The following is a 22,021-nucleotide window of genomic DNA, read 5'->3' on the forward strand; positions in this document are numbered from 1 at the left end:
AAGAACCCCAACTACACAGCCGAGTTGACCAACGGCAAGTACACCATTACAAAGACAGACCTCACTATTTCGGCTACGGGTTACAGCGGAATCTATGACGGAAAGCCGCATGGAATCACCGTTGAAGTTGGCGATTCGGACGCGGTAGTTTACTACGGAACTTCCGAGTTAACCTCTTCAAACTACAATTCGAAGGGCAGCACAACAAACCCGAAGTACACCAACGCCGGCGATTACACGGTTTATTTCTACGTCGAATCTGGAAATTACGAGCCTACTCCGATAAGCGGAAGCAAGGTTGTTTCGATTGCTAAGGCTGACCCTGAGTTCACCGCACCGACTGCTAAAAAGCTCACCTATAACGGTTATGCGCAGGAGCTTGTAAATGCGGGTTCGGCGGTCGGCGGTACTATGCAGTACAGTCTCGACGGCACGGCGTACAGTACAGGTATTCCAAAAGGCACAAACGCCGGAAACTATACGGTCTATTACAAGGTTGTCGGTGATGCGAATCACAACGATACCGCCCCGGGGCAGATCATCGTGAGCATTTCGGAAGCACCGTCAACTACAACAACTACTACAACCACCACTACTTCAACCACCACGTCGGATACTTCGACCGATACCGCATCTTCAACAGACACTCAGTCTGTAACGAAGAAAACGCCTAAGTACACAGCACCGATCGGCTTTGAGCTCGATCATACGGGTAAGGCTCAGGTGCTTATCAAGGCTGGAATGACCGACGGCGGAATCTTCATGTACAGTACTGACGGCAAAAAGTACAGCACCTCGCTGCCGAAATCAGCTGATGCCGGCACCTACACCATTTACTACTATATCAAGGGTGATGAGGATCATATCGGTCTTGGCAGCGAATCCGCACCGCTTGGCGCTGTAAGCACGGTCATTACTGACGAAAAGCTGTATGTTGTCAAGGGATACATCTATCAGCTCGACGGTAAGACGGCTGTATCTGGTGCGAAGCTCCGGCTGATGAGCGGCGGCAAGGAAGCCGCTTCGACGGTCACGGGGCAGGACGGCTATTACAGGCTTGCGGCAAAAGCAGGCGTTTATAACCTCATCGTTGAATGGAAATACGACGGTGTAATTCATACGAGCACCGGGATAGTTACTGTTCCGACAGACGGGGAAATAAACGTTACCATGCCGGAGGGAAATGTAAATTCAACCATTACAGTCAGCAAGGGTACTCCTGATGTTGCTGTCGGCGGTCTTGACGATGAGGCAGAGGCTATCTGCAAAAAGAGCGGAGCCAAGGATGTTTCCGTTTCAATGTTCGTTGAGATCAAAACGGAGTCGGATGCATCAAATGCTGATAAGATAAGGGCGATAGCTGATCCTGATATGGATCTGGAGTTCTTTGATATCCGCGTCGAGTCGATGGCAGACAGCGTAAAGAAGACCATGAGCAAGACCAATACCGTGCTGGAGGTCGTTATCCCATACAGTTTCAAGGGCAGGGAAGAAGTTACGCTCTATCGTTATCACAACGGCAAAGCCGAAACGCTGACGGAAAGCAAGAGCAAAAAGGACGGCACCTATTATTTCGACAAGACGAACGGGTACATATATCTTTTCACCGACCGCTTTTCTACCTATGCCATAGGATATTTCCAGTGTTACAGTGTGACGGGTATCGTAAAATGCGGCAGCTTCAAGGGCGATGCCACGGTCACGCTGCTGAAAAAGGGAGAAAACGGCGAAGAACTTCAGTCAGCTCAGAGTATTCTCGATCTGAAGGAGAGCAAAGGCGTTTACACCTTTGAGCACATTCATAAAGGAAAATACATCCTTATGACTGAATGGACCGACGGCGGAAAAACATCGGTTCTCAGGGAAGAGATCAATGTGAAATAATATGGAGGTAAGAACAAATGAGTAATCTGGGAATGGGAACGCAGTTCGACAAAAGCGAGCTGCAAAGACTAATGAAGGAGCAGGGCATAGATAATGACCCTGCTGACAGAAAGAAGGAGAAGGAAGCCAATGGCAGCAAGGCACTCAAGATCATCGGGATAATTGTTGCTCTGGCATACTTTGCCTTTATAATCGCAGGAAGATTTCTTCTGCCGGAGGATAATGTGTTCTTACGCAGCCTTGATGTTTTCTCGGAGGCGGATAAGCCAAACAAGGCACTGCGTATCGTCGGGCTTATTGTAATGACGCTGAGTATAAGTGCTGTGCTCAGGTTTATCATAAGGATAATGGCTGAAAGCAGCCGACTTACAAAGCGCACCGGCAAAGCGTTCATCGAGCTGCTTTCAAACCTGATAAAGTACGCGGCTGTCTTAGTGATGGTTATGCTTGTCCTCAATGCGTTTGGCGTAAATGCTGCTGCACTTGTGGCAGGACTCGGCGTTCTCAGTCTGATAGTCGGACTCGGTGTTACAAGCCTTGTGGAGGACATAGTTGCAGGCATCTTCATCATCGGAGAGCGCCTGTTCGATGTGGGAGACATCGTCGTTGTCGATGATTTCCGCGGCACTATCGTATCCATAGGTTTCCGTTCAACTCAGATAGAGGACGACGGCGGTGACATTCTGATACTCAGAAACTCCAGCATCGAATCGCTCGTCAACATGACCAACCGCGCTTCCTACGCAGTATGCGACATTACCCTGGGCAAGGATGAATCCTATGAGCATTTTGAGGAAGTCATCAAAGCAGCAGACCTTCACAAGCTGTGTGAGCGCTACCCCGAGATCGAAAAGGGTCCCTTCTGTCTTGGTCTGTCGGAGATCACCGAGTCAGGCACGAAGGTCGTCACCTTTGTGGCAGTATGTCAGGAAAACACAAAGTACTGGATACAGCGTATCATGAATCGTGAGCTGGCGCTGTTGTGTGAAAGCAACGGGGTACAGCTTGGCGGCGATGACTGATGACCTTGAATGCGGGGGGTGACAGGCTATGAAGACCCGGGCATTTAACGACAAAACACCACGTAATGCGATCAGGGGCAGTAAACACGGAGCCGAGTTCAACACACCTCATAAAAAGCAGCGTAAAAAATCTGCCCTGCCGTATTACGGCATAATTATCGCGGAGTATCTGAGATACTCTGAAACGCGCGATAAAAGAAAAAACAGCTCCGATGAAGAAAGTTCTTCAAAACGAAGACGAAGAAAAAATTCTAAAAAGGGTCGGTCAAATACATTTGTCCGTCAGGCAGTGGTAATGGCAGCGGGAACAACTCTTGTTGCGAACTCCTATCTGGTCATGACGGGAAACCCGAGTATTTTGGATATGCTCACCGCTGCTCCGGCTGCTTCGGCAGCTGAAAGCGGCAGCAGCTCACAGGATGAGCCTGTTTTGCAGATCGGTGAGCCCGAGTGGATATGGGGCGAGGGCTATGAAACGGCAACACTCCGTATCCCCGGACTTGGGGAGGCAAAGGCTTCCGTTAAAAAAGAGGAAACACCTGCCGGCTGTACCGCCGACGGTCTGGCGGTCTATACCGCGACCGCCGTGCTGGATGATAAAGAGTATTCCGACACACGGCAGGTCATCCTGCCTGCACCGGGTCATCACTTTGGTGAGCCCGAGCTTGCCACTGACAGTGACGGGAACACGGTATTCAAGTATCATTGTGATGGCTGCGGTCAGGATTTTGAGATGAGCTATCTCATCGAAAAGGAATGACCGAAAATGGGGAGGGTAAATAATGAAAAATAATCACAGAAAAAAACTTACATGGCGTGAGAAACAAAAGCACTGGCTCGATAACAAGATAGCTCAGGGCAGCCTCGGCATGATAAAGCTGCTGTCTCTTGCAACTCTTGTGATGGTGTTTCTCACAGCACTGTTTTTGCATACAGCAGGTGTCAGCACCGAACGGGATGAATCATTCATTTCTGATCTGTGGAATACATTTGCTACGATAATCAATTCCTGGCTGCCGTATTACGAGGACGGCTGGGTAGGCTACCGTGTCATGATGACCTTTGCGGCGATCTTCGGACTGCTTATAGGCAGCTTGCTGATAGGTATTATTTCCACGGGCATCCAGGAGAGGATAGACGGTCTGAAAAAGGGCAACCTTGAGGTTTTCGAGAAGGATCACATTATCGTTCTCGGTTTCAAGACAGGTGAATATTCTCTGATCCAGGAACTGGTGAACGGTGCCGACAAACGCAAATGCTGCATCGTGGTGGCGAGCGAGAACGACCGTATGGAAGTGGAGGACAGTATTCGGGACAATATAAAATGCCCGAAAAATGTTCGCATCCTTTGCAGAACGATCAATATTTTCGACCCGAGCACTCTGGAAAAGCTGTCTCTTGACACCTGCCGCGCCGTTCTTATCAGCCCTGCGGAAAATGAGAAGATCATACGAACTATGCTTGCGGTCACAAGGATACTGCACGATGTTCCGAACCAGAATATCCGCACTATAGCTGTTCTTTCGCAGAACGACTACCGTATCCCGAAGGATTTAGTTGAAAAATACGGCATACTGCTTCTGCATACCGAGGGAACGATCGCACGAATAATCGCTCATTCCTGCACACAGCCGGGACTTTCACAGACCATGATGGAGCTTTTCCACTTTGAAGGCTCTGAGATACATATCGTCGATCTGCCGGGAACTGTGGGTATGTCCTTTGAGGAACTGCTTTGCCGTGTGGACAATGCATTCCCGATAGGTATCTGCAAGGAGGAAAAAATATATCTCAATCCGCCGCCCGATATGGTATTGGGGAAGGGAGACAGGCTGCTTGTTTTCTGTGAGGAAAATGACAGCGCACGTCTTGTCCCCGCAAGGACGCTGCCGCCGATAGAGAGCATTTCCGCTTACGAAGCCGAACAAGAAGAGGAAGGCTGTGTTATTATCGGCTGCAACGAGTTTTTGCCGACTATCCTGACGGAGCTGCCCGAGAATATTTTATCGGTAATGCTGGCTGATACAAAGCAGGATATGCATGATGAGATCATGGAGGCTGCTTCAAATCGTGAGATACCGCTTTCGGTCAGATTCTATGAAGAGGATATTACCCAATTGTCTGCTTTGGAGGAGCTTGCACAAAAGTCTAAACATATAGTTGTTTTATCCGACCGAGCTTTAGCAGACGATGAATCGGATATGAGGAATATTTTCCTTATCATGACCCTGAGAGATATAAGGAACCGGCTTGGGCTGAATTATAACATAACCGTTGAAATGCGGTGTGAAAACAATCAGAATCTTTTGATACCCGACCCGGGAACGGAGTTTGTTGTATCATCAAATATGTCATCACTGTTTTTGTCACAGCTTTCGGAAAGCCCCGAACTGGTGGAGGTGTTCGACGAGCTGCTTACCAATGAGGGCAACGAGGTATATCTGAAAACGGCAGAGGAAATGGACTGCGTAGGCACAAGGACTATTCTTGAACTTCGCCGCCGTCTTATAGCACAGCGCTATGTTATGATCGGCTGTATGGACGAAAATACCTTTGATTGCTCGTTTGAGCTTACACTTGATGACAGCGTTACTCTCAAACCGCATGACAAACTGATCGTCATCGGTGAAAACTGAAAACAAAAGGGGGAATAATATGAAAAGTATTTTAAAGACAGCTCCTCTGATTCTGCTTATGCTGCTATCACTGTCTGCCTGCAATAAGAACAGCAGTGATTCCGAACCGGAGGGAACTATCGTCGCTGACAGCGAAACAGTGACTGAATCGACCGGATCTGAACCGACTGAATCCAATGAGATCGTGCCTGTGCCTGTACCTGAGGGTATGCTTCAGTTTCAGCTCGGAGCATCGGGCTACGCTATGAACGTACCGCAGTCCTATAAGAACGGCGATGTCACGATGGACGAATTGCAGGGTAATCAGATAGCTTACTATTACAGCCCGAACTCGGATATGGATTTCGATATTTACGAGTTTCCTAAGCCCGACCCCGAAATGAGTCTGAAAGATTTTCTTGAAAAGACTGCTGCCGATTTCAGCGGCACGGACACACAGTATCGGAAAATAAACGGTATAGATGTGGGCAGTTACAAATCAAAGGAAACCTATGACGGTGTTGAATACGATGTGCTTGTCGCATTAGCCGAAGAGGATGACGAGTACATTGAGGTGGTTTTCTGGCTTGACGGAGAGACCGCCGAAAAGGAAGCTGAGGATATCCTGAACTCGCTTACCTATGTTGAGACCTATGAGTTAAAGCTGGGCGAATCGCCGTTCACCATAACTGTTCCGTCGGGCTACAAGCCGGGACCCGTTACCGAAGAGGAAGCGGCAGACGATATGATCGGCTATTATTTCAGCGAGAGCAGCCCGCTTGATTTTGACGTATATGAATTCGGCAAAAACGGCTACACTCTTGAAAAGTATGCTGTCGAAGAAGCCAATAAGTACGAAGCCGAACGTGTGGATTACCGCACGATAAACGGAATAGACCTTGCTTTCTATTACTCCTATGAGGAAAGCGAGGGTGAAATGTACACGGTCGCGAACTATCTGTTTGAAAACGGCGATGAATTCATGGAGATAGCCTTCTGGCTTGACGGAGAGATCGCAGTAAAACAGACCGACCGTATTCTTTCCACTCTTGAACGGGGATAAATTCTTTTGGAGGTGAAAGGTATGGAAGTGACCCAGAACAACAAGCAGAAAAAACAAAAGCAGCCTTCAGGCTCCGCATCGGCGAAGAACGGCGGCAAAGGAATAGGCATACTGATGATACTGCTTTGCATCGTATCGTTTGCGGCGGTAGGCTACAGTATGATATATTCGATACAGAAACAGTATGAGAGCGAGCTTGACTCTGATTACGAGTCAATGGCGAACTCTATGTACTCGGTGAGAAATCTCATCAGCTTTGAGGATTCATTACAGGAGTCATATGACAGCTTTGACCTGAATGAAGCGAAGATCTTTACTCAGGTCGCAAAGCAGTATTTTGAGTTTACAGGAATATCCGAGAAAACTCTCAGCGACTATGCATACAGAATGCAGGACTGCTCCATTTTCTATTATCCCGAGGAGGGCAAAGCTGTTTCCTCGGAAAATGCCGGAGAGTTCATGCTGGGAAAGAGCCAGATGCGTATGCTCAAGACCACCGGTACGATGGAGACGGACGACTACGACTATACGGCAGTTCGTCTTGATGGCGGCTGGCTGTGTATCCAGTGGGAGGACGCTCAGTCACTCTACAACGTGGATTTCGAGCAGATACTTGATACCTGCCCGTATGAGCTTTGCATATATGAAAATGCCACAGGAAAGAAACTGGTATCGTCAAGCGAGGATTCCTATGATTTTCTGAATGAGAGCCTTGCAGTTTTCGATAATAAAAGAACGGGGCATGAGTCAGAAGGTATCCAGGCAGGAACATTTGACAGCGATTCAAAGATGTCGGGCGTGTATTTTGAGAAAATAAGGCTTCTCAACCGCTACTCGGTATTCGTGTATGTTCCGCTGAAAAGAGTTCTTATTGATTCCGCGAAAAAGGTAGCTCCCGGATTCTGCCTGATGGCGGTATGCTTCATATTCATATGGATAGGAGCATTCAGCCTGCGCAAGAAAGGTGCCGCTGTGCGTGACAGAGCGCAGTGCATAAGGCTGGGCTGGAAACATTATATCAACATTCCTGTTGCACGTCATGTGATGCTGCTGTTGTTGGTAGGCGTTATTGTCATGACTTCAATATCGGCGTATCTGCCGCTGCTGAACAGCTATACATCGCACAACAACAAGATGTCCAAGAACCTCAATGCGCTTGTCGGTGAAATGCAGCTAAGCGACAGCGAATGGGATAAAATGGAATCTATTTTCAGAGAGCTTGTCACAGACCGCGTGACAATGATAGGCGACATGATGGATATGGAGGGCGATCTTTTCTCCGAGGAAGAATTGACCGAACTTACACACAGTCTCGACCTTGTAGACACAGTGGTCTATGATGAAAACGGTGTTGCGGTAATGTCAACCGACGGCTATGTCGGATACAAGCTCAGCAGCAATCCTGATGATGATGAGTATATCCTCTGGAATCTGCTCAAGCAGGCAGACACGAGCATCATGCGTGAGTACTCAAACGGTGATGGTTTCTTCGCGGCAGTCAGACGCACCGACGCACCCGGTCTTATCTGCGCAACGCTTACCGACCATGCTCTGAAATCTATCAAGGAACAGACAGATGTCAGCAGAGCACTTCTGAGGGTCAGCACGGATTCATATGCCAAAATGTATGCCTCCGCCTCTGACCCCGATAAGCTCATGTGGGCAACGGCATCCTCCGACAAGGTTCGCTCCATACAGAACGACCTGCCCAAAAAAGCACTGCTCAATTCCTACTCGGGCACGAATAAGATCGGCGGCACAGATTACTATATAAATACCATAACTGATGACAATCATATCTTCATGAGCGTTGAGCGAAGCGGTGTGTTTACGGAAGATTCAAAGGTGATGCTGGCATGGATCGTTCCGGAAATGCTTATCATCTCGCTTATCATCCTGTGCTTCTCCTGCGTTTACCGCGGCGAGCGTGAGTGGCTCGATGAGAAGCCCGAAAAGCGTTTGTTTGAGCGCTTGTCACGCGAAGAGAAGGACAGCGCATCGGAGGATGAGCGTGTGCTTAATTCCTCGATGAAGAAAACGCTTATGCGGTTTCTGAAACTGGTATTCGTACTGCTCATGATAACCTATTTTGCGGATATGTTATTCTCTGAGTCTCCGGTATCCTCCTATCTGTTCTCACATCAGTGGGAGCACAAGGTAGGTATCTTCTCGCTGACTACCATTCTTCTTAGTGCCGCATTTGCGTTCATCGGCGTGACACTGCTCAGAACACTTCTCAGAGCACTGTCAGGTAAGATGGATGCGAGGATCGCTACTATCGGAAACCTTATTATCAGCATTATCCGGTTCGTTCTGATAATCGTTGTGATAATCTATTCGCTCTATCAGATCGGAGTGGATACTTCGGTGATCCTTACCTCGGCAGGAGTGCTGTCACTTATCATCGGTTACGGCTCTCAGAGTGTTGTAAGCGACCTTGTGAGCGGAATATTCCTCATCACCGAGGATCAGATGCGTGTGGGCGAGACGCTCGTGCTTGACGGATTCAGAGGTGAGGTACAGCGTATCGGTCTGAGAACGACCACCTTGAAGCACTATGCAAGCGTCAAGGTCATCAACAACTCGAAAATGGTAGGTTTCTACAACATGAGCCGTGACACGAATGCGGTTCGGTGGGAGCTTTCTTTCCCGATCGAGCAGGATCCCGAACAGGTGAAATCGCTGATAATGGACAACAAGGAGCGTTTCCAGAAAGCGTGCAAGGGCAATATCATCGCAGGACCTATCTATATCGGCATAGCTGAGGGCTTTACAGACCATGTTGGTCATGCACACTACACTATGCAGTTCTTGTTTGTTACCGATATGGAGGAATGGAATTCGGTCAGAAAGCGCTCGTTTGATACAGCATATAAGATCATGCTTGAAAACGGCATCAAGCCCAGCGGCGGTGAAAAGAAACCTCTGGTAAAATAATGAACACTTATATGACCTGACGCTGTGTCAGACAGGAAGCTGATACAGCACTTAGGCAGGTGTAAAAAAACAATACAGCCCGTTTCACGTTACAAGCGAAACGGGCTGTAATCTTATTTGTTTGGGTGAGCAGGCAATAAAAATCCGCCGGTGAAAAGTAACCGCCAACCAATCCCCCGAGCCGACACAGCCCACCCAATATGATATAATTACTCTGAACTGCAACGAATATTTATACTCTGAAAAACTAATAGAAGAAATGGCATCTTTCTATATAAAACAATATTCTTCTTAGAGAATCAAGAAAACAATCAAACCCTAAGAATGAACTGGTCTATTGTATTTTTGTTATTTACACAAACACAAATAGACCGATCCAAACAATATGAATGGATGCGTATGGTCTATGAGCAGTTTGCAAAAGACAAGTTCAGCAGCCCGAAACCGCTGGAGGGGAAAGGTTCGGTGAAAGCTATCCACTATATCATGAGCTTTGCCGATTCCGAAAATGTAACTCCGGAACTTGCTCACAAGATAGCAAAGGCATTCGTCCGAAAGAACTTCGGAGAGGACGCTCAGGCGGTCATCGCAACACACGTTGACCGCAGCCATGTTCACACACATATAATTTTAAACTCGTATTCGTTGTCGGGACAGAAATACTACGCTTACTATGGCTATACGGGCATATTGCAGACTGACGGATTTCAGTCCTATGGCAGCGGCAGCTACACGAGAGTCGGCTGCTGGTCGCATGCACGCAGGAAGCTGATCGACTGCATACCCGAAAAGCACAAAAAGAGCAAAGCGGCGATCGCTGTGGGTATGATCGACAAGATGTTCAAATACGAACGGGAGGCGAGAAAGGAAGACTATTCGGACGAACAGCTGCTTGAGATGCGTCGGGAAAAGATCGCCCCTCTTGTAGATGAGTTCTACAAATTCATAGACAGCCTTCACCCCGGCAATGGTTCACACTTAGCCGAGGCGGTTAATTATGCCCGAAATCAGAAAGCAGCACTGACTGTTTTCCTAAATAATCCACTTGTGGATATGAGCAACAATCTTGCAGAGAGAACAGTCAAGCCTTATATTATTGCAAGGAAGAATTTTCAGTCGTGCAGCGAAGCTGCTAAGACGGTCAGCTGTACCGAGAAGGGTGCTCACGCAAGCGCGGCGGTTATGACAATTATCGAGACAGCTACTGCTTCTTCACAGGTCATACTAAACTTTCTTTTCTTTTGTTTTGATGATCTTGTCAAATATCTTGTTATAAACCTTTATTATGCTCCCTACCGCAAATGCCGCGATGATACTGCCCTCCCGCACACCTTATACAGAATGTCAAAGAATATCTTGATGTTCTCATACTGCCTGCCCGTGACCTTGCTTATCGCACGGTTCATAGCTTCGCCGGGAAGCATGGCGACTCCTCCTTTTAGCTGTATCCATATCCCGAGGGCGAGTATTATGCACCCCAGCAGCATAAACAGAAACAGCATGGGGTAGCCTTTGACGGTTATCTCTCTGATGAGCCACACAGACAGATTTGTGAGGTATCCGTAAACGAACGCCAGCACTGTCTGCACGGCAATTTCTGTGTAATTGCATTTGCCTTTGAGGATAATGACCTGTGTCGCTATCTGTATCACACTAAGCAGATTGAGCCAGCCACCGAAGGTCAGCAGCTTGCTAACAAGCGATACCGAGTACGGCACCGAGGCGACAGGCGATGTTCCGAGCCCTGCTTTTGTGGAGAACGCAACGCCCATTGAGGCTATGAACAAGCCTACAAGAAATATGGCGTAGCGTTTCAGTATTTCAGTTTTACTCATTTTCATCGGACATCAGTTATTTACCTTTCTTACTTTTCGTTTGCCCGTTATCTGCTCGACATCGAGCGCATATACCAGCGTTCTCGGAACGGCGGCGGGGTCAAAGGGCATTTCTTTTCCGTCATGATAGTGTGCCATCAGCTTACCGAGTGCGGCGAGCTTTTCGGATTCATCAAGTATCCTGATATGTCCTCTGCCCATAACACTTTCATACACAAAGGTGCAGTAGCCTTTTTCTTCAATGTATTCCAGTTCATGACCGCGATCCATTTCAAATGATGCGCGGTTATCGGCTTGTATCAGTTCGACCTTGTGACCTTCAAGCGCACTGTGGAAATATATCGTTATCTTTTCACCGTTCACTTCAACGCCGAAATTCAGCGGCAAAATATATGGGTAGCCGTTGTCATTCAGACCGAGCCTGCAAACATCGCACTTTTTCATTACGTCGATGATCTCGGCGATATCGGTTATTTCTCTGTCTTTTCTTCTCATGATTTTAAACCTTTACCTTTGTTGGGTCTTATCCTCGACCTCCGCAGCTTTGCCTGTAGATCATCGGGCAGGAGATCCGAAGCCATTATCTGATCGTACATCTCTTTCGGCATAGTCGCAAGCTGTTCTTCGGATAATTCGCGGATAGTGTCGCATATCTCGCCAAACATATCCTGTGCCGACAGTTTATCTCCGAATTCTTCCTCTGTCTGGTCGAGAAGCTCATTTATGAAAGCGCTGCGCACATCTTCAAATATCTCGAATTCCTCGACAGTGGTTAGCTTTATGCCGTTCTTTTGGCAGAACTCCAGTAAGAAGTAGTAGGTGCGCCTATCGACAACACGCATTTCTTCGGGGAGAAAACCATTTTCCTTGAAATCATCGACCACGCATGAGAGCATGATATCGCTGTTTCTGCTGTCATATCCGTCAAACAAGTCGGTGAAGAAATATTCGCCGTCGATGCCCGTTTCGGCTGCGAGGAAAGTGACAGCATACGGTATCGGGGGTGTCATATTTTCAATTTCATCGGGAATGGGAGCAAAAACAATATCGCACTCATAAACTCCCTTGTGCGGCAGTTTCTTTCTGAGCTTTCGTGTTGTGGGATAATATAAATGCGGATTATCATTAGGATCGGGATAGGTCGTTTCGGAGAAAGTGTATCCTTTTTCAAGGTCATATTCAAGCATCGGTATCGTATCTTTTTTGCCGAAGCCGAACTTGGCAATATCCTTTCGACCTATCGCTTTGGAGAGGAAAACAGCAGCGTTCAGTGCATTTTCAAGGCATTCACGTTCCTCATAGAATTCAATGACATAAGGGAAGTAGCCCGATATTGCACTTGAAATAAAGGGATAGCGGTTCTTTCCTTTAAGCGATACACCGGTTTTCTCGGCATAGTCAAGAATACATTTCTTGCTCTCGGGGTCGATAACTTCCTCGTTCTGAAGCTCACAGCTCAGATACTCCTGAAAGCAGATGTACTCCATGTATTCCTTCGGCGTACCCACGTCGGGAACGTGCGGCTTGATGTATTCGTGAAGTCCGCCGCCCTCCGGGAAAACCATAAGGGCAGGGAAGCCTTCCTTATCATCGGTCACGGAGCAATAGAGCATATCCTCCACATCGTCGGACAGCTTTACCGCAAATATATCTTCCTTTTTCAGCTTTTTCCAGAGTTTAGTATCCATGAACTTGAACGCCGCAGCATAAAGGCTGTCGGGATAAGGCTCAAATACGCCGTCATCATCGTCAAATTCAAGCTCGGGATACTGCGTGGGTGGCTCACCGACAGAACGCAGTATCTCGGTGTCCTCACAAACTCCGTCGATTACTTTCAGCACCTTGCAGTGAAAATCCCATTCGTCACCGAAGTCGAAGATATAGACGAACTTCCTGTCCTTTTCAAGACCAAGTTGCCCGAGGCTGTATTTGGAAGTATCCCGCTGACCGTCCTCTGCATCGGCGTAATATGAATCGTCATCGCTCCATAATTTATTGTCCATAAAGAACGCATGGAGGTGGTCGTCACAAAAATCAAATGCGTCAAGGATAGCCTGTGAGAGTTCTTCAAGTGTTTTGTTTGAAGCTATTTGAATATGTCGGTAACAGCCTTTCATGAGGGAAACGCTGATGACGTATGTTTTCTTAGGGATATTAATTCTTGCTTTCATGGGGGGTGCTCCTTTATTATTTGATACTAAGAGAAATCAGAATTTGATGTTGCAAGATTAACATATACCAGTTAAAAGCCGCCAATATGACTTAATGTTTTAGAAGCGACTCTTGAACCTTCATTCATTGCATTTATAATATCACAATCTCTCAAATATGAACAAAGAAAGCCAGCATGATAACTGTCACCGCACCCAGTTGTATCAATTACATTATTGACAGGCACAGCATCCACTCTATATTCTTTTCCCATATAATAAGTAACGCTGCCATTTTCTGCAAGTGTAATGTTAAATATGTTGTCATACCGTTCAGACCATTTTTGAAATTGTAAAAGAATACTCTTCTCACCACTGATAAAAAAGAAGTCAATGTACGGTACAATAGTTTCTATTTTCTTAAAATCTCTTAACACGTTGAAGTCAACGGCAAGCTGAAAACGACAACTCTTTCTAAGTTCTAATACATCATCAAAATTAGGAGAATCAAAGGTTATAAAGATAATATCAGCACTTGCAATTCTGTTCTTGTCAGTATCGCTAAGAAGATATGTGTCATGAATACCACCGTTCCATGAATCATCTTTGAAATATCTATCACCTTTCTCAGTAAGATAAATCCGATGGTTTGCAGTAGCAGAGCCTGAAATAATGTGGATAAACTCTTTGTTGATAGGTTTATTTTCAATAGATTTCAATATTGCCTTACCATAATCATCGTCACCAATTGCACCAAGAAGATCAACTGAAATATGATTGTATTTTGATGCAATTGCAGCAAAGTTCAATGCTTCACCACCGGGACGGATTTCTCCAGTATCATCAAAAACATCTACGCACATACAAGTCATAGCAATAATATTCACATTTATCCAACCTTTCTGTTTTGGAAAAGTAAAATCCGATTTATCCTATTAATCCCTGCTGTCAATCACCATTATTCCGCATAAACAGCTTCGCCATCTCCTTAACTTCATCGCTGAACTCTGAAAGGTCATCGAGAGTGATAACGCCTGTGTCCAGTAATGCCTTGATGTTCAGCTGCATATCATTTCTGCTGAACCTGCCGGGCAAATGAAATACAGAAGCCCGGCTGTCTTTATTTATGCGTTCTTTAAGCTCAACAAATTTGTCGATGGGAGTGTCATCGGAATCGAGGATAGCTTTGTATTCTGTGATGAACTGTTCAAGGTAGCGGTTCTTCCACTCATAGTATTTGGTGCTGAACAGCTTCCAGTCGCTTTCTTTTGACATAGTGAAGATCCTTTCTTTATAAAGGTATATGTCAATTATACCACACCCAAATTCAATAGTCAATCACAATATCCGGCGAGTGTAAGTCAGTTACACCGAAAAGCAATTTTATATAACAAAAATAATATCGGTAAAAATCGTTTTCGCTCTTGACAATCGGGCTGCTATTTGCTATAATATTCTTATAGTATTAAACTTAGCAGCTTGAAAATCGAATACTCCCCTATATTGGACAAGCACTGATGATTACTCTACCGATATTTAGAATTAAAATCTGAAATCGGAGGTAATCTTAAATGGAAACCGTTTATACATTATACAGAGTATCTACAAAGCAGCAGGTCGATAAGACCAAGGATGACATACCCATGCAGAGGGAAGCCTGCCATGAGTTCGCCGAGAAAATGGGCTGGACTATCGGCAAGGAGTTCCTTGAAAAAGGTGTATCGGGATTCAAGGTCTCGGCTAACAACAGAGACGCTATTCAGGACTTGAAGGCGGCTGCGCTTAACAAAGAGTTCGATATTCTCCTTGTGTTCATGTTCGACCGTATAGGAAGAATTGATGACGAGACGCCGTTCATTGTGGAATGGTTCGTCAAGCAGGGAATAAGAGTATGGAGCGTTCAGGAAGGCGAGCAGAGGTTTGAGAGCCACGTCGATAAGCTGATGAACTACATAAGGTTCTGGCAGGCTTCGGGCGAGAGCGAAAAGACCTCGATGCGTATCAAGACGAGAATGCAGCAGCTCAAAGCGGAGGGAAGCTATACAGGCGGCCCCGTACCGTTCGGATATACTCTTGTGAATACCGGAAGGCTGAACAAAAAGGGCAGGGAAGTGCATGACCTCGCAGTCGATCCTATCGAAGCCGATTGGGTCAGAGAGATATTCTCAAAGACTGTTAATGAAGGCTATGGTACTTTCAGATGCGCGGAGATACTTAATAAGGCAGGCATGAAAACGCATAAAGGCTCGAAGTTCACAAGCAACAGTATAAACCGTATACTGAGAAACAAACTGCTTACGGGATTTGTGGTGTCGGGAGATACTGAATCGCCACGCATGAAGGATTTGCAGATCATTGATGATTACACCTTTGAGCGAGCACAGCGTATCCTTGATCAGAGAATGGTGAAGAACGAGAAAACCCGTGAAATTGCCAGAAAAACCAAGACCAAGCAGCTTCTTTCGGGAATCATGGTTTGCGGACACTGCGGCGGTCATCTGAGTACGATCAAGCATACCGACAGGCACACCCGCAAGGACGGCACCGAGTATGTGAAAATTCAGCCGAAATATATCTGCTATCACAAGAGCAGAGGGCTTTGCCAGTGCAGCGGCTCAACTACATATCTTGTCACTAGGATAGACGACGCGATATGCGAGCTGATACATGAGATGTTTGAGAGCATAAAAGAATCTCCCGACGAAGCCGTTCTGAAAAAGAACTTCGACAAGGAGATGGCAGGATACAGAGCAAAGATCACAAAGCTGGAGCACGAACTCGGAAAGCACAGACAGCAGCTCGAAAAGCTGGAGTCTGAGGTGGCTGACAGCCTTATGGGAAACAGCCAGTTCTCGCCCGATGTTCTGAGCAAGGTGATAAAAAGCACCGAGGAAAAGATCAGCGAGACGGAAGCTGCGATAGAAACTCTTAACAACGAAATGACCGGTAAAAAGAAGTCAATGGAAAGTCTGAAGCCCATGTATGATGTTTTTGTGGGTTGGGCAAAGGAATTTGACGAGGCTTCAATCGAGAGAAAGAAAATGATCATCTCTCAGTTGGTAACTAAGATAGAAGTGTTCAAGGGCTACAAACTGAATGTGGAGCTGAACATGGACTATCAGGAATTTTGCAGCAATTGGGACATATTGTCTATGAAGAGTACGATCAATGCTTAGTTTAATATTATTATACAGTGACGGATAGACTTGAATTGAGGTTCGGGCCTATTATAAAAATCTGAAACTAGCGTAATGAGAAATCAGATAAGCTAGAGCATGCGGCTGTTAACCGCAGGGTCGTTGGTTCGAGTCCAACAGGGGGAGCCAATCAATCATAATCCGAACACCTTCATAAACGGCAAGGTGTTCGGATTTGTTGTTTATTACTGACCACCCAGCCGGCAGTTTCCACGGAGACTGCCGGTTTTCTGTTGTGCCCACTGAAAACATTTATAATCAGCGAACGTGCCTGTTTCACTTAACCAATTTAGTTAAAAGAATAAAATATATTGCGAAAGTATTGACAAAGTATGTCGCTGCATGTTATAATAAATTTGTTGAAAAGATTTGAATAAACTGTAATCTTTTTGGCAACTTTAGCGAGAAAGGGTTGACAGTCATGACCATGCGTGTTACAATGCGACAGCACAGCACAGCACAGCACAGCACAGCACAGCACAGCACAGCACAGCACAGCTAAGGCTAACTGCGCCCTTTTCACCATTAATATGTTCCTGATGCGCTCTGCGGGGTAACTATGCCCTGCGGAGCGTTTTTATATTCCATAAAGAAAGGTAAGTGAATTTTATGACAAGTAATTTTGCACACAACATGAAAAGAGTAGTCGCGGGGGTTCTCGCGCTTATCCTTGTGGCAGGCGCTCTGCCGAATGCGGACGTTGGTGCAGGAGGGCTGTTTGGCGGAACGAGTTTGACGGCTTATGCTGATGAGCAGCTTTATACATTTAAAGGTGGCACGTATAATAATGGACAGAACTATGGAGACGAAAAGAGCTTGTTTGCGTTTGATCCAAGTTACGAGTTTACAGGAAAAATTGCGTCTATCGAAGCTTGGGTCAATATTACAGGAAACCCAACTTCGGTAAAGATCCAAGTTGACAAATCCGGTGAGTACAGAGAGATGGATTTAGATGTCAGCAAGGGAATTCATAAATATGTATTTATTTGTGCTGATATCGAAGCTACAGAAGATAATAATTATTATACATATTCTCAAATCATCTTTGATGGACCTGCAAGTGAAACTTATGGAGAATTACTGGGCTACAAGATCAACTTCAATGACTCCACTTCTCCCATTCAAGATGGCTTTATGAACTATCCCGAATTTACAGTCCCCACAAACCTGACCGCAACCGACGGACAGACGCTTGCGAATGTAACACTTCCGACAGTTGAAAACGGAGAGTGGACTTGGGATAACAGTTCTACAAGCGTCGGCGAGGCGGGTACCAATACCTTTAGCGCAACTTTCACACCCAACGACAGTAACCTGAAAACGGTAACCAATATTCAGGTTCCCGTGACGGTACAGACAGTCATCAAGAAGGATGACATCAATGTCGGTGTTGATATTCAGGGCTGGACTTTCGGCAATGAAGCGAACACTCCCGAAGTTACCGGCAACACCGGCAACGGCGAAGTTACCTTCAAGTACAAGGCTAAGGGCGCTGACGACAGCACCTACACCGAGACTGTTCCGACCGACGCAGGCACTTATGTTGTTAAGGCAGAGGTAGCCGAGACAACGAACTACAATGGCGGCAGTGCAACAACCGAATTCAGCATCACAAAGGGCAATATCAACGTAGGCGTTACCCTCGATGGCTGGACATACGGCGATGAAGCAAACACTCCTAACGTTACCGGCAACACCGGCAACGGCACAGTTACCTTCAAGTACAAGGCAAAGGGCGCTGCTGACAGCACCTACACCACCACTGTCCCGACCAACGCAGGCACTTACGTTGTCAAGGCAGAGGTCATCGATACCACGAACTACAAGGGCGGCTCGGCAACAGCCGAATTCACCATCGCGAAGGCTGATATCACCGCAGGTGTTACCCTCGATGGCTGGGTAGCTGGCGTTGAAGCCAACACTCCCGAAGTTTCCGGCAACACTGACAACGGCACAGTTACCATCAAGTACAAGGCTAAGGGCGCTGACGACAGCACCTACACCGAGACTGTACCGACCGAAGCAGGCGATTACGTTGTTAAGGCTGAAATAGCTGCGACCACGAACTACAAGAGCGGCTCGGCAACAGATGAATTCACCATCGCCGCGCCTGAGTTCGAGACCCCGACTTACTTATGGTCTTATGAGAACAACGCCTGGACTTGCAACGCGACCCGCATATGCACCAACGCCGAATCTCTCACCGAGACCGAGTCCGGTTCCATTTCTTCCGAGACCTACGAGGATCCGTCCTGCACCGCAGCTGGTAAGACAAAGTACACCGCGACATTTACGAATACAGCATTTGAAACCCAATACAGGATCGAGACCGATATCCCGGCATCCGGTCACTCCTACGGCGAGCCTGAGTTCATCTGGGACGATGAGAACAATGCTGTCGCTAAGTTCACCTGCGGCGAATGTGACCATGTCGAGACTTTGACTGCTACTGTCACCTCCGAGATCACCAAGCAGCCGACCTGCACCGAAGAGGGCGAGAGACCCTACACCGCAAAGGTGACTTTCGGTGGTGAGGATTACACCGGCACTAAGGTCGTTTCCGTTCCGGCTAAGGGTCATAGATACACTTATCCGAAGTGGAGTCTTAACGATGATTACACTCTTGCTACCGCGAAGTTCACCTGTGACGTTTGCGAAGCAGTTGAGGTCTTTGAGAATATCCCCGTCACCAAGACTATCATCACAGCTCCGACTTACACTTCTGAGGGCAGTATGCTCTGCACCGCAAATGTGAAGTTCAACGGCACGAACTACACATACAAGAAGACCATCGTAGTTGCAAAACTCGGCATATCTCATATCGGCGCGGTTGACCCGACCTGCACAACAGACGGCAATATCGAGTACTGGTACGACGAATCAACCGGCAAGTACTTCGCTGACGCAGAGGGCAAGACTGAGATCACAAAGGCTCAGACCGTCATCAAGGCTACCGGTCACACCTACGGCGAACCCGTGTGGAATTGGCCTTCCAACACTTCCGCTACCGCAACCTTCAAGTGCATTTATGATGATGATACTCAGGTCGTAAAGGCGAAGGTAACGTCCAAGACTACACCTGCTACTTACACAGCAGAGGGAAAAACCGTCTACACCGCGACCGCGATTATCAACGGTAAGAACTATACCGACACCAAGACCGTCACGATCGACAAGCTGAACTATACCGTCCCGAAGATCACATACGTCAAGGGCAACGGCGGCGTACAGCTCGACTGGACGGCTGTCGATGGCGCTGAAAGCTATGCTGTAGTACAGTATATCAACAACACCTGGACACCTCTTGCTGAGTGCGATGAGAATACCTATATCCTCAAGGGACTCACCCCTGGAACTCAGTACAAGGTAGCTGTTGTCACCAAGCTTGACGGCAAGTGGTTCACCGATGTATCCAATGCGATCACCGTCACTCCGAACACTGTTGTTACCACCAAGTACCCGGTTGTCAACAAGATCGAAGTTCAGAACAACTCGTTCAGACTTAGTTGGGACGCTGTCGAGGGCGCTGAGAAGTACTGTGTAGCATACTACTCCGCAGGCAAGTGGAGACTTCTCGACCAGTTCGACGCAAGCAAGACAAGCTACACCAGAACAAAGGTTCCGGCAGGAAGAACCTACACGCTCGTTGTTGGTGCAAGGATCAACGGCAAGTGGGATGCATCCGACCTGAACCAGAGAGCGGTCAACGTTACCGTTAAATAAGCGCTTTCCATGATTTCTCATAAATCCTTTGGGGAAGCCGGCAGTTTCTTCGGAAGCTGCCGGTTTTCTCGTTTTATGATATGTGTGCGAAATGTGAACTTCAAAGTTAATGTCATTAAGCTAACACACCAACATCCCTCTTAACACACATCCCCCCTGCAAGTAAGCAGGGGATATTTTTTTATGAATAAATCCTTAATATTGTCCGAACCCTATTGACAAACCGACAAAAATCTGCGGCGAAGCCAATCAGATAAGCTATTTTGATCGGAGGCTTCATTTATGGAAAACTTTTGTATTAAGGTGAAAAATACTTTGCTTTCACTGATCTCTCAGATGGAATCCTCATGCGCTGATTTTGTGAATGCTCCCGGGCATGATTTTACTCGGAAAAGCACTCTATCCTTTTCCTGCACCATGAGATTTCTTTTGTCGATGGGCGGCGGTTCACTTAACAGAGAGCTTGCGGAATACTTTGATTTCAGCGCCGATACGGTATCTGTCTCCGCACTGGTACAGCGTAGAAGCAAGATAAGACCGGAAGCGTTTTCTCATCTGCTGAAGAGCTTTAATAACTGTTTCCCCTCTGAAAAACTATTCTGCGGCCGCAGGCTCCTGTCTGTTGACGGCTCGGACATCGACATTCCACACGATCCGTCCGATAATGACTCCTTTATCAAATGGAGAGACGATAAGAAAGGCTACAACCTGCTACATTTGAATGCATTGTATGACCTTACCGACAAGCGGTATTACAGTGCAGTTGTGCAGCCGTTCAGGAAGAAAAACGAACACAGCGCTCTGATTGAAATGATCGACTCCTTAGATCTTCCTCAGGGTTCGATCATCGTTGCCGACAGAAACTATGAGAGCTACAACAATATCGAAACGCTCAGAAATAAAAGTCTCTGTTATGTTATCAGAGTAAAAAAGTCGGGCGTTACCAAAAATTTTGTGCTGCCGGAGAGCGAAGAATTTGATATTGATTCCGAAATACTGCTGTCAAGAAAGCAGAAAAAGGAATTTATGGACAACAAAGCAAAGTATCGTTATCTCCCCAAGAATGTAAACTTTCCATTTTTACCACCGGGGTCAAGCGAGCTTTATCCGATGTCATTTCGGGTAGTAAGATTCAGGATCTCTGAGGATACATATGAAACGCTGATAACAAATCTGCCTCGTGATGAGTTCGGCATAATGCAATTAAAAGAGATATACCGTATGCGCTGGGGGATAGAGACGTCGTTTCGTGAACTGAAATACAGCATCGGGCTGAACGCCTTTCATGCCAAGAAGAGAGATTTTATAGAACAGGAAATGTATGCCCGCATGATAATGTATAACTTTTCAATGCTCATCACCGAGCACATTGAGGTGCCGAAGCAAAAGGGAAAGCATATGACTCAACTGAACATTACTGCCGCAATACACGTCTGCATGAGCTATCTGAAAAGCGACAAGATAGATCCTGCCGAACTGGAAAAGCTGATAGCAAGACGAACGCTGCCTGTCAGACCCGACCGACATTACAAGCGAAAAAACAGAGGCAGATCAGCTGTTTCGCTCAATTACAGGATAATGTAGGGCAGCGAAAG

General features: G+C 46.7%; 13 protein-coding genes and 2 pseudogenes. 10 read left to right on the forward strand and 5 right to left on the reverse strand.

Annotated features, from left to right (window positions below):
• The 7 genes and pseudogenes from BT142_RS19320 to BT142_RS19440 all read left to right on the forward strand — a co-directional run.
• A pseudogene (locus tag BT142_RS19320) lies at window positions 1–1,884 on the forward strand (hypothetical protein); the annotation flags it as partial.
• 17 nt (window positions 1,885–1,901) lie between these two features.
• Entirely contained in the window at window positions 1,902–2,906 is a 1,005-nt protein-coding gene (locus BT142_RS17295) for a mechanosensitive ion channel family protein (protein WP_072419425.1), read from the forward strand.
• 295 nt (window positions 2,907–3,201) lie between these two features.
• Entirely contained in the window at window positions 3,202–3,666 is a 465-nt protein-coding gene (locus BT142_RS17300; protein WP_072419426.1) for a hypothetical protein, read from the forward strand.
• A 22-nt stretch (window positions 3,667–3,688) separates the two neighbouring features.
• Window positions 3,689–5,542 carry a CASTOR/POLLUX-related putative ion channel gene (locus BT142_RS17305; protein ID WP_072419427.1) on the forward strand — a complete coding sequence of 618 codons (1,854 nt, stop codon included), beginning with the start codon at window positions 3,689–3,691 and terminating at the stop codon, window positions 5,540–5,542.
• A gap of 19 nt (window positions 5,543–5,561) precedes the next feature.
• Entirely contained in the window at window positions 5,562–6,584 is a 1,023-nt protein-coding gene (locus BT142_RS17310; protein WP_072419428.1) for a hypothetical protein, read from the forward strand.
• A gap of 21 nt (window positions 6,585–6,605) precedes the next feature.
• Window positions 6,606–9,521, forward strand: a complete 2,916-nt coding sequence (locus BT142_RS17315) for a mechanosensitive ion channel family protein (protein WP_072419429.1) — start codon at window positions 6,606–6,608, stop codon at window positions 9,519–9,521.
• Window positions 9,522–9,920: 399 nt separating this feature from the next.
• Window positions 9,921–11,030: an IS66 family transposase gene (locus BT142_RS19440; RefSeq protein ID WP_278277341.1), complete on the forward strand. Its 1,110-nt coding sequence runs from the start codon at window positions 9,921–9,923 to the stop codon at window positions 11,028–11,030.
• Here the strand turns inward: BT142_RS19440 and BT142_RS19800 are convergent.
• The 5 genes and pseudogenes from BT142_RS19800 to BT142_RS17345 all read right to left on the reverse strand — a co-directional run.
• Window positions 10,919–11,362, reverse strand: a pseudogene (locus BT142_RS19800) (DUF6198 family protein); the annotation flags it as partial. The gene BT142_RS19440 and the pseudogene BT142_RS19800 overlap by 112 nt on opposite strands.
• 6 nt (window positions 11,363–11,368) lie before the next feature.
• Window positions 11,369–11,851 (reverse strand): pyridoxamine 5'-phosphate oxidase family protein, encoded by a 483-nt coding sequence (locus BT142_RS17330; protein WP_072419430.1) that lies wholly within the window; start codon window positions 11,849–11,851, stop codon window positions 11,369–11,371.
• Window positions 11,848–13,527: an IS1096 element passenger TnpR family protein gene (locus BT142_RS17335; RefSeq protein WP_072419431.1), complete on the reverse strand. Its 1,680-nt coding sequence runs from the start codon at window positions 13,525–13,527 to the stop codon at window positions 11,848–11,850. The genes BT142_RS17330 and BT142_RS17335 overlap by 4 nt, the downstream gene beginning before the upstream one ends.
• 71 nt (window positions 13,528–13,598) lie before the next feature.
• Window positions 13,599–14,393, reverse strand: coding sequence for a PfkB family carbohydrate kinase (locus tag BT142_RS17340; protein ID WP_242872030.1), 795 nt, complete (start codon window positions 14,391–14,393; stop codon window positions 13,599–13,601).
• Between the two features lie 61 nt (window positions 14,394–14,454).
• Entirely contained in the window at window positions 14,455–14,781 is a 327-nt protein-coding gene (locus tag BT142_RS17345; protein ID WP_072419432.1) for a hypothetical protein, read from the reverse strand.
• Window positions 14,782–15,077: 296 nt separating this feature from the next.
• Between BT142_RS17345 and BT142_RS17350 the strand changes: the two genes are divergently transcribed.
• From BT142_RS17350 to BT142_RS17365, 3 genes are all read left to right on the forward strand, one after another.
• The gene (locus BT142_RS17350; protein WP_072419433.1) at window positions 15,078–16,682 is read left to right on the forward strand and encodes a recombinase family protein; all 1,605 of its coding nucleotides are present in this window, start codon (window positions 15,078–15,080) and stop codon (window positions 16,680–16,682) included.
• Window positions 16,683–17,837: 1,155 nt separating this feature from the next.
• The gene (locus BT142_RS17360; RefSeq protein WP_072419434.1) at window positions 17,838–20,426 is read left to right on the forward strand and encodes an MBG domain-containing protein; all 2,589 of its coding nucleotides are present in this window, start codon (window positions 17,838–17,840) and stop codon (window positions 20,424–20,426) included.
• Window positions 20,427–20,762: 336 nt separating this feature from the next.
• Complete coding sequence (locus BT142_RS17365) at window positions 20,763–22,010, forward strand: IS4 family transposase (RefSeq protein ID WP_278277575.1); 1,248 nt, start codon at window positions 20,763–20,765, stop codon at window positions 22,008–22,010.
• Window positions 22,011–22,021: the final 11 nt, after the last annotated feature.

Source organism: Ruminococcus sp. YE71, from assembly GCF_900119155.1.
Lineage (GTDB): Bacteria > Bacillota > Clostridia > Oscillospirales > Ruminococcaceae > YE71.

Bases quoted from the DNA above. Each gene is read 5' to 3' on its own strand.
- BT142_RS17295 (WP_072419425.1), top strand. From the start codon at position 1,902: ATGAGTAATCTGGGAATGGGAACGCAGTTCGACAAAAGCGAGCTGCAA.
- BT142_RS17300 (WP_072419426.1), top strand. From the start codon at position 3,202: ATGGCAGCGGGAACAACTCTTGTTGCGAACTCCTATCTGGTCATGACG.
- BT142_RS17305 (WP_072419427.1), top strand. From the start codon at position 3,689: ATGAAAAATAATCACAGAAAAAAACTTACATGGCGTGAGAAACAAAAG.
- BT142_RS17310 (WP_072419428.1), top strand. From the start codon at position 5,562: ATGAAAAGTATTTTAAAGACAGCTCCTCTGATTCTGCTTATGCTGCTA.
- BT142_RS17315 (WP_072419429.1), top strand. From the start codon at position 6,606: ATGGAAGTGACCCAGAACAACAAGCAGAAAAAACAAAAGCAGCCTTCA.
- BT142_RS19440 (WP_278277341.1), top strand. From the start codon at position 9,921: ATGGTCTATGAGCAGTTTGCAAAAGACAAGTTCAGCAGCCCGAAACCG.
- BT142_RS17330 (WP_072419430.1), bottom strand. From the start codon at position 11,851: ATGAGAAGAAAAGACAGAGAAATAACCGATATCGCCGAGATCATCGAC.
- BT142_RS17335 (WP_072419431.1), bottom strand. From the start codon at position 13,527: ATGAAAGCAAGAATTAATATCCCTAAGAAAACATACGTCATCAGCGTT.
- BT142_RS17345 (WP_072419432.1), bottom strand. From the start codon at position 14,781: ATGTCAAAAGAAAGCGACTGGAAGCTGTTCAGCACCAAATACTATGAG.
- BT142_RS17350 (WP_072419433.1), top strand. From the start codon at position 15,078: ATGGAAACCGTTTATACATTATACAGAGTATCTACAAAGCAGCAGGTC.
- BT142_RS17360 (WP_072419434.1), top strand. From the start codon at position 17,838: ATGAACTATCCCGAATTTACAGTCCCCACAAACCTGACCGCAACCGAC.
- BT142_RS17365 (WP_278277575.1), top strand. From the start codon at position 20,763: ATGGAATCCTCATGCGCTGATTTTGTGAATGCTCCCGGGCATGATTTT.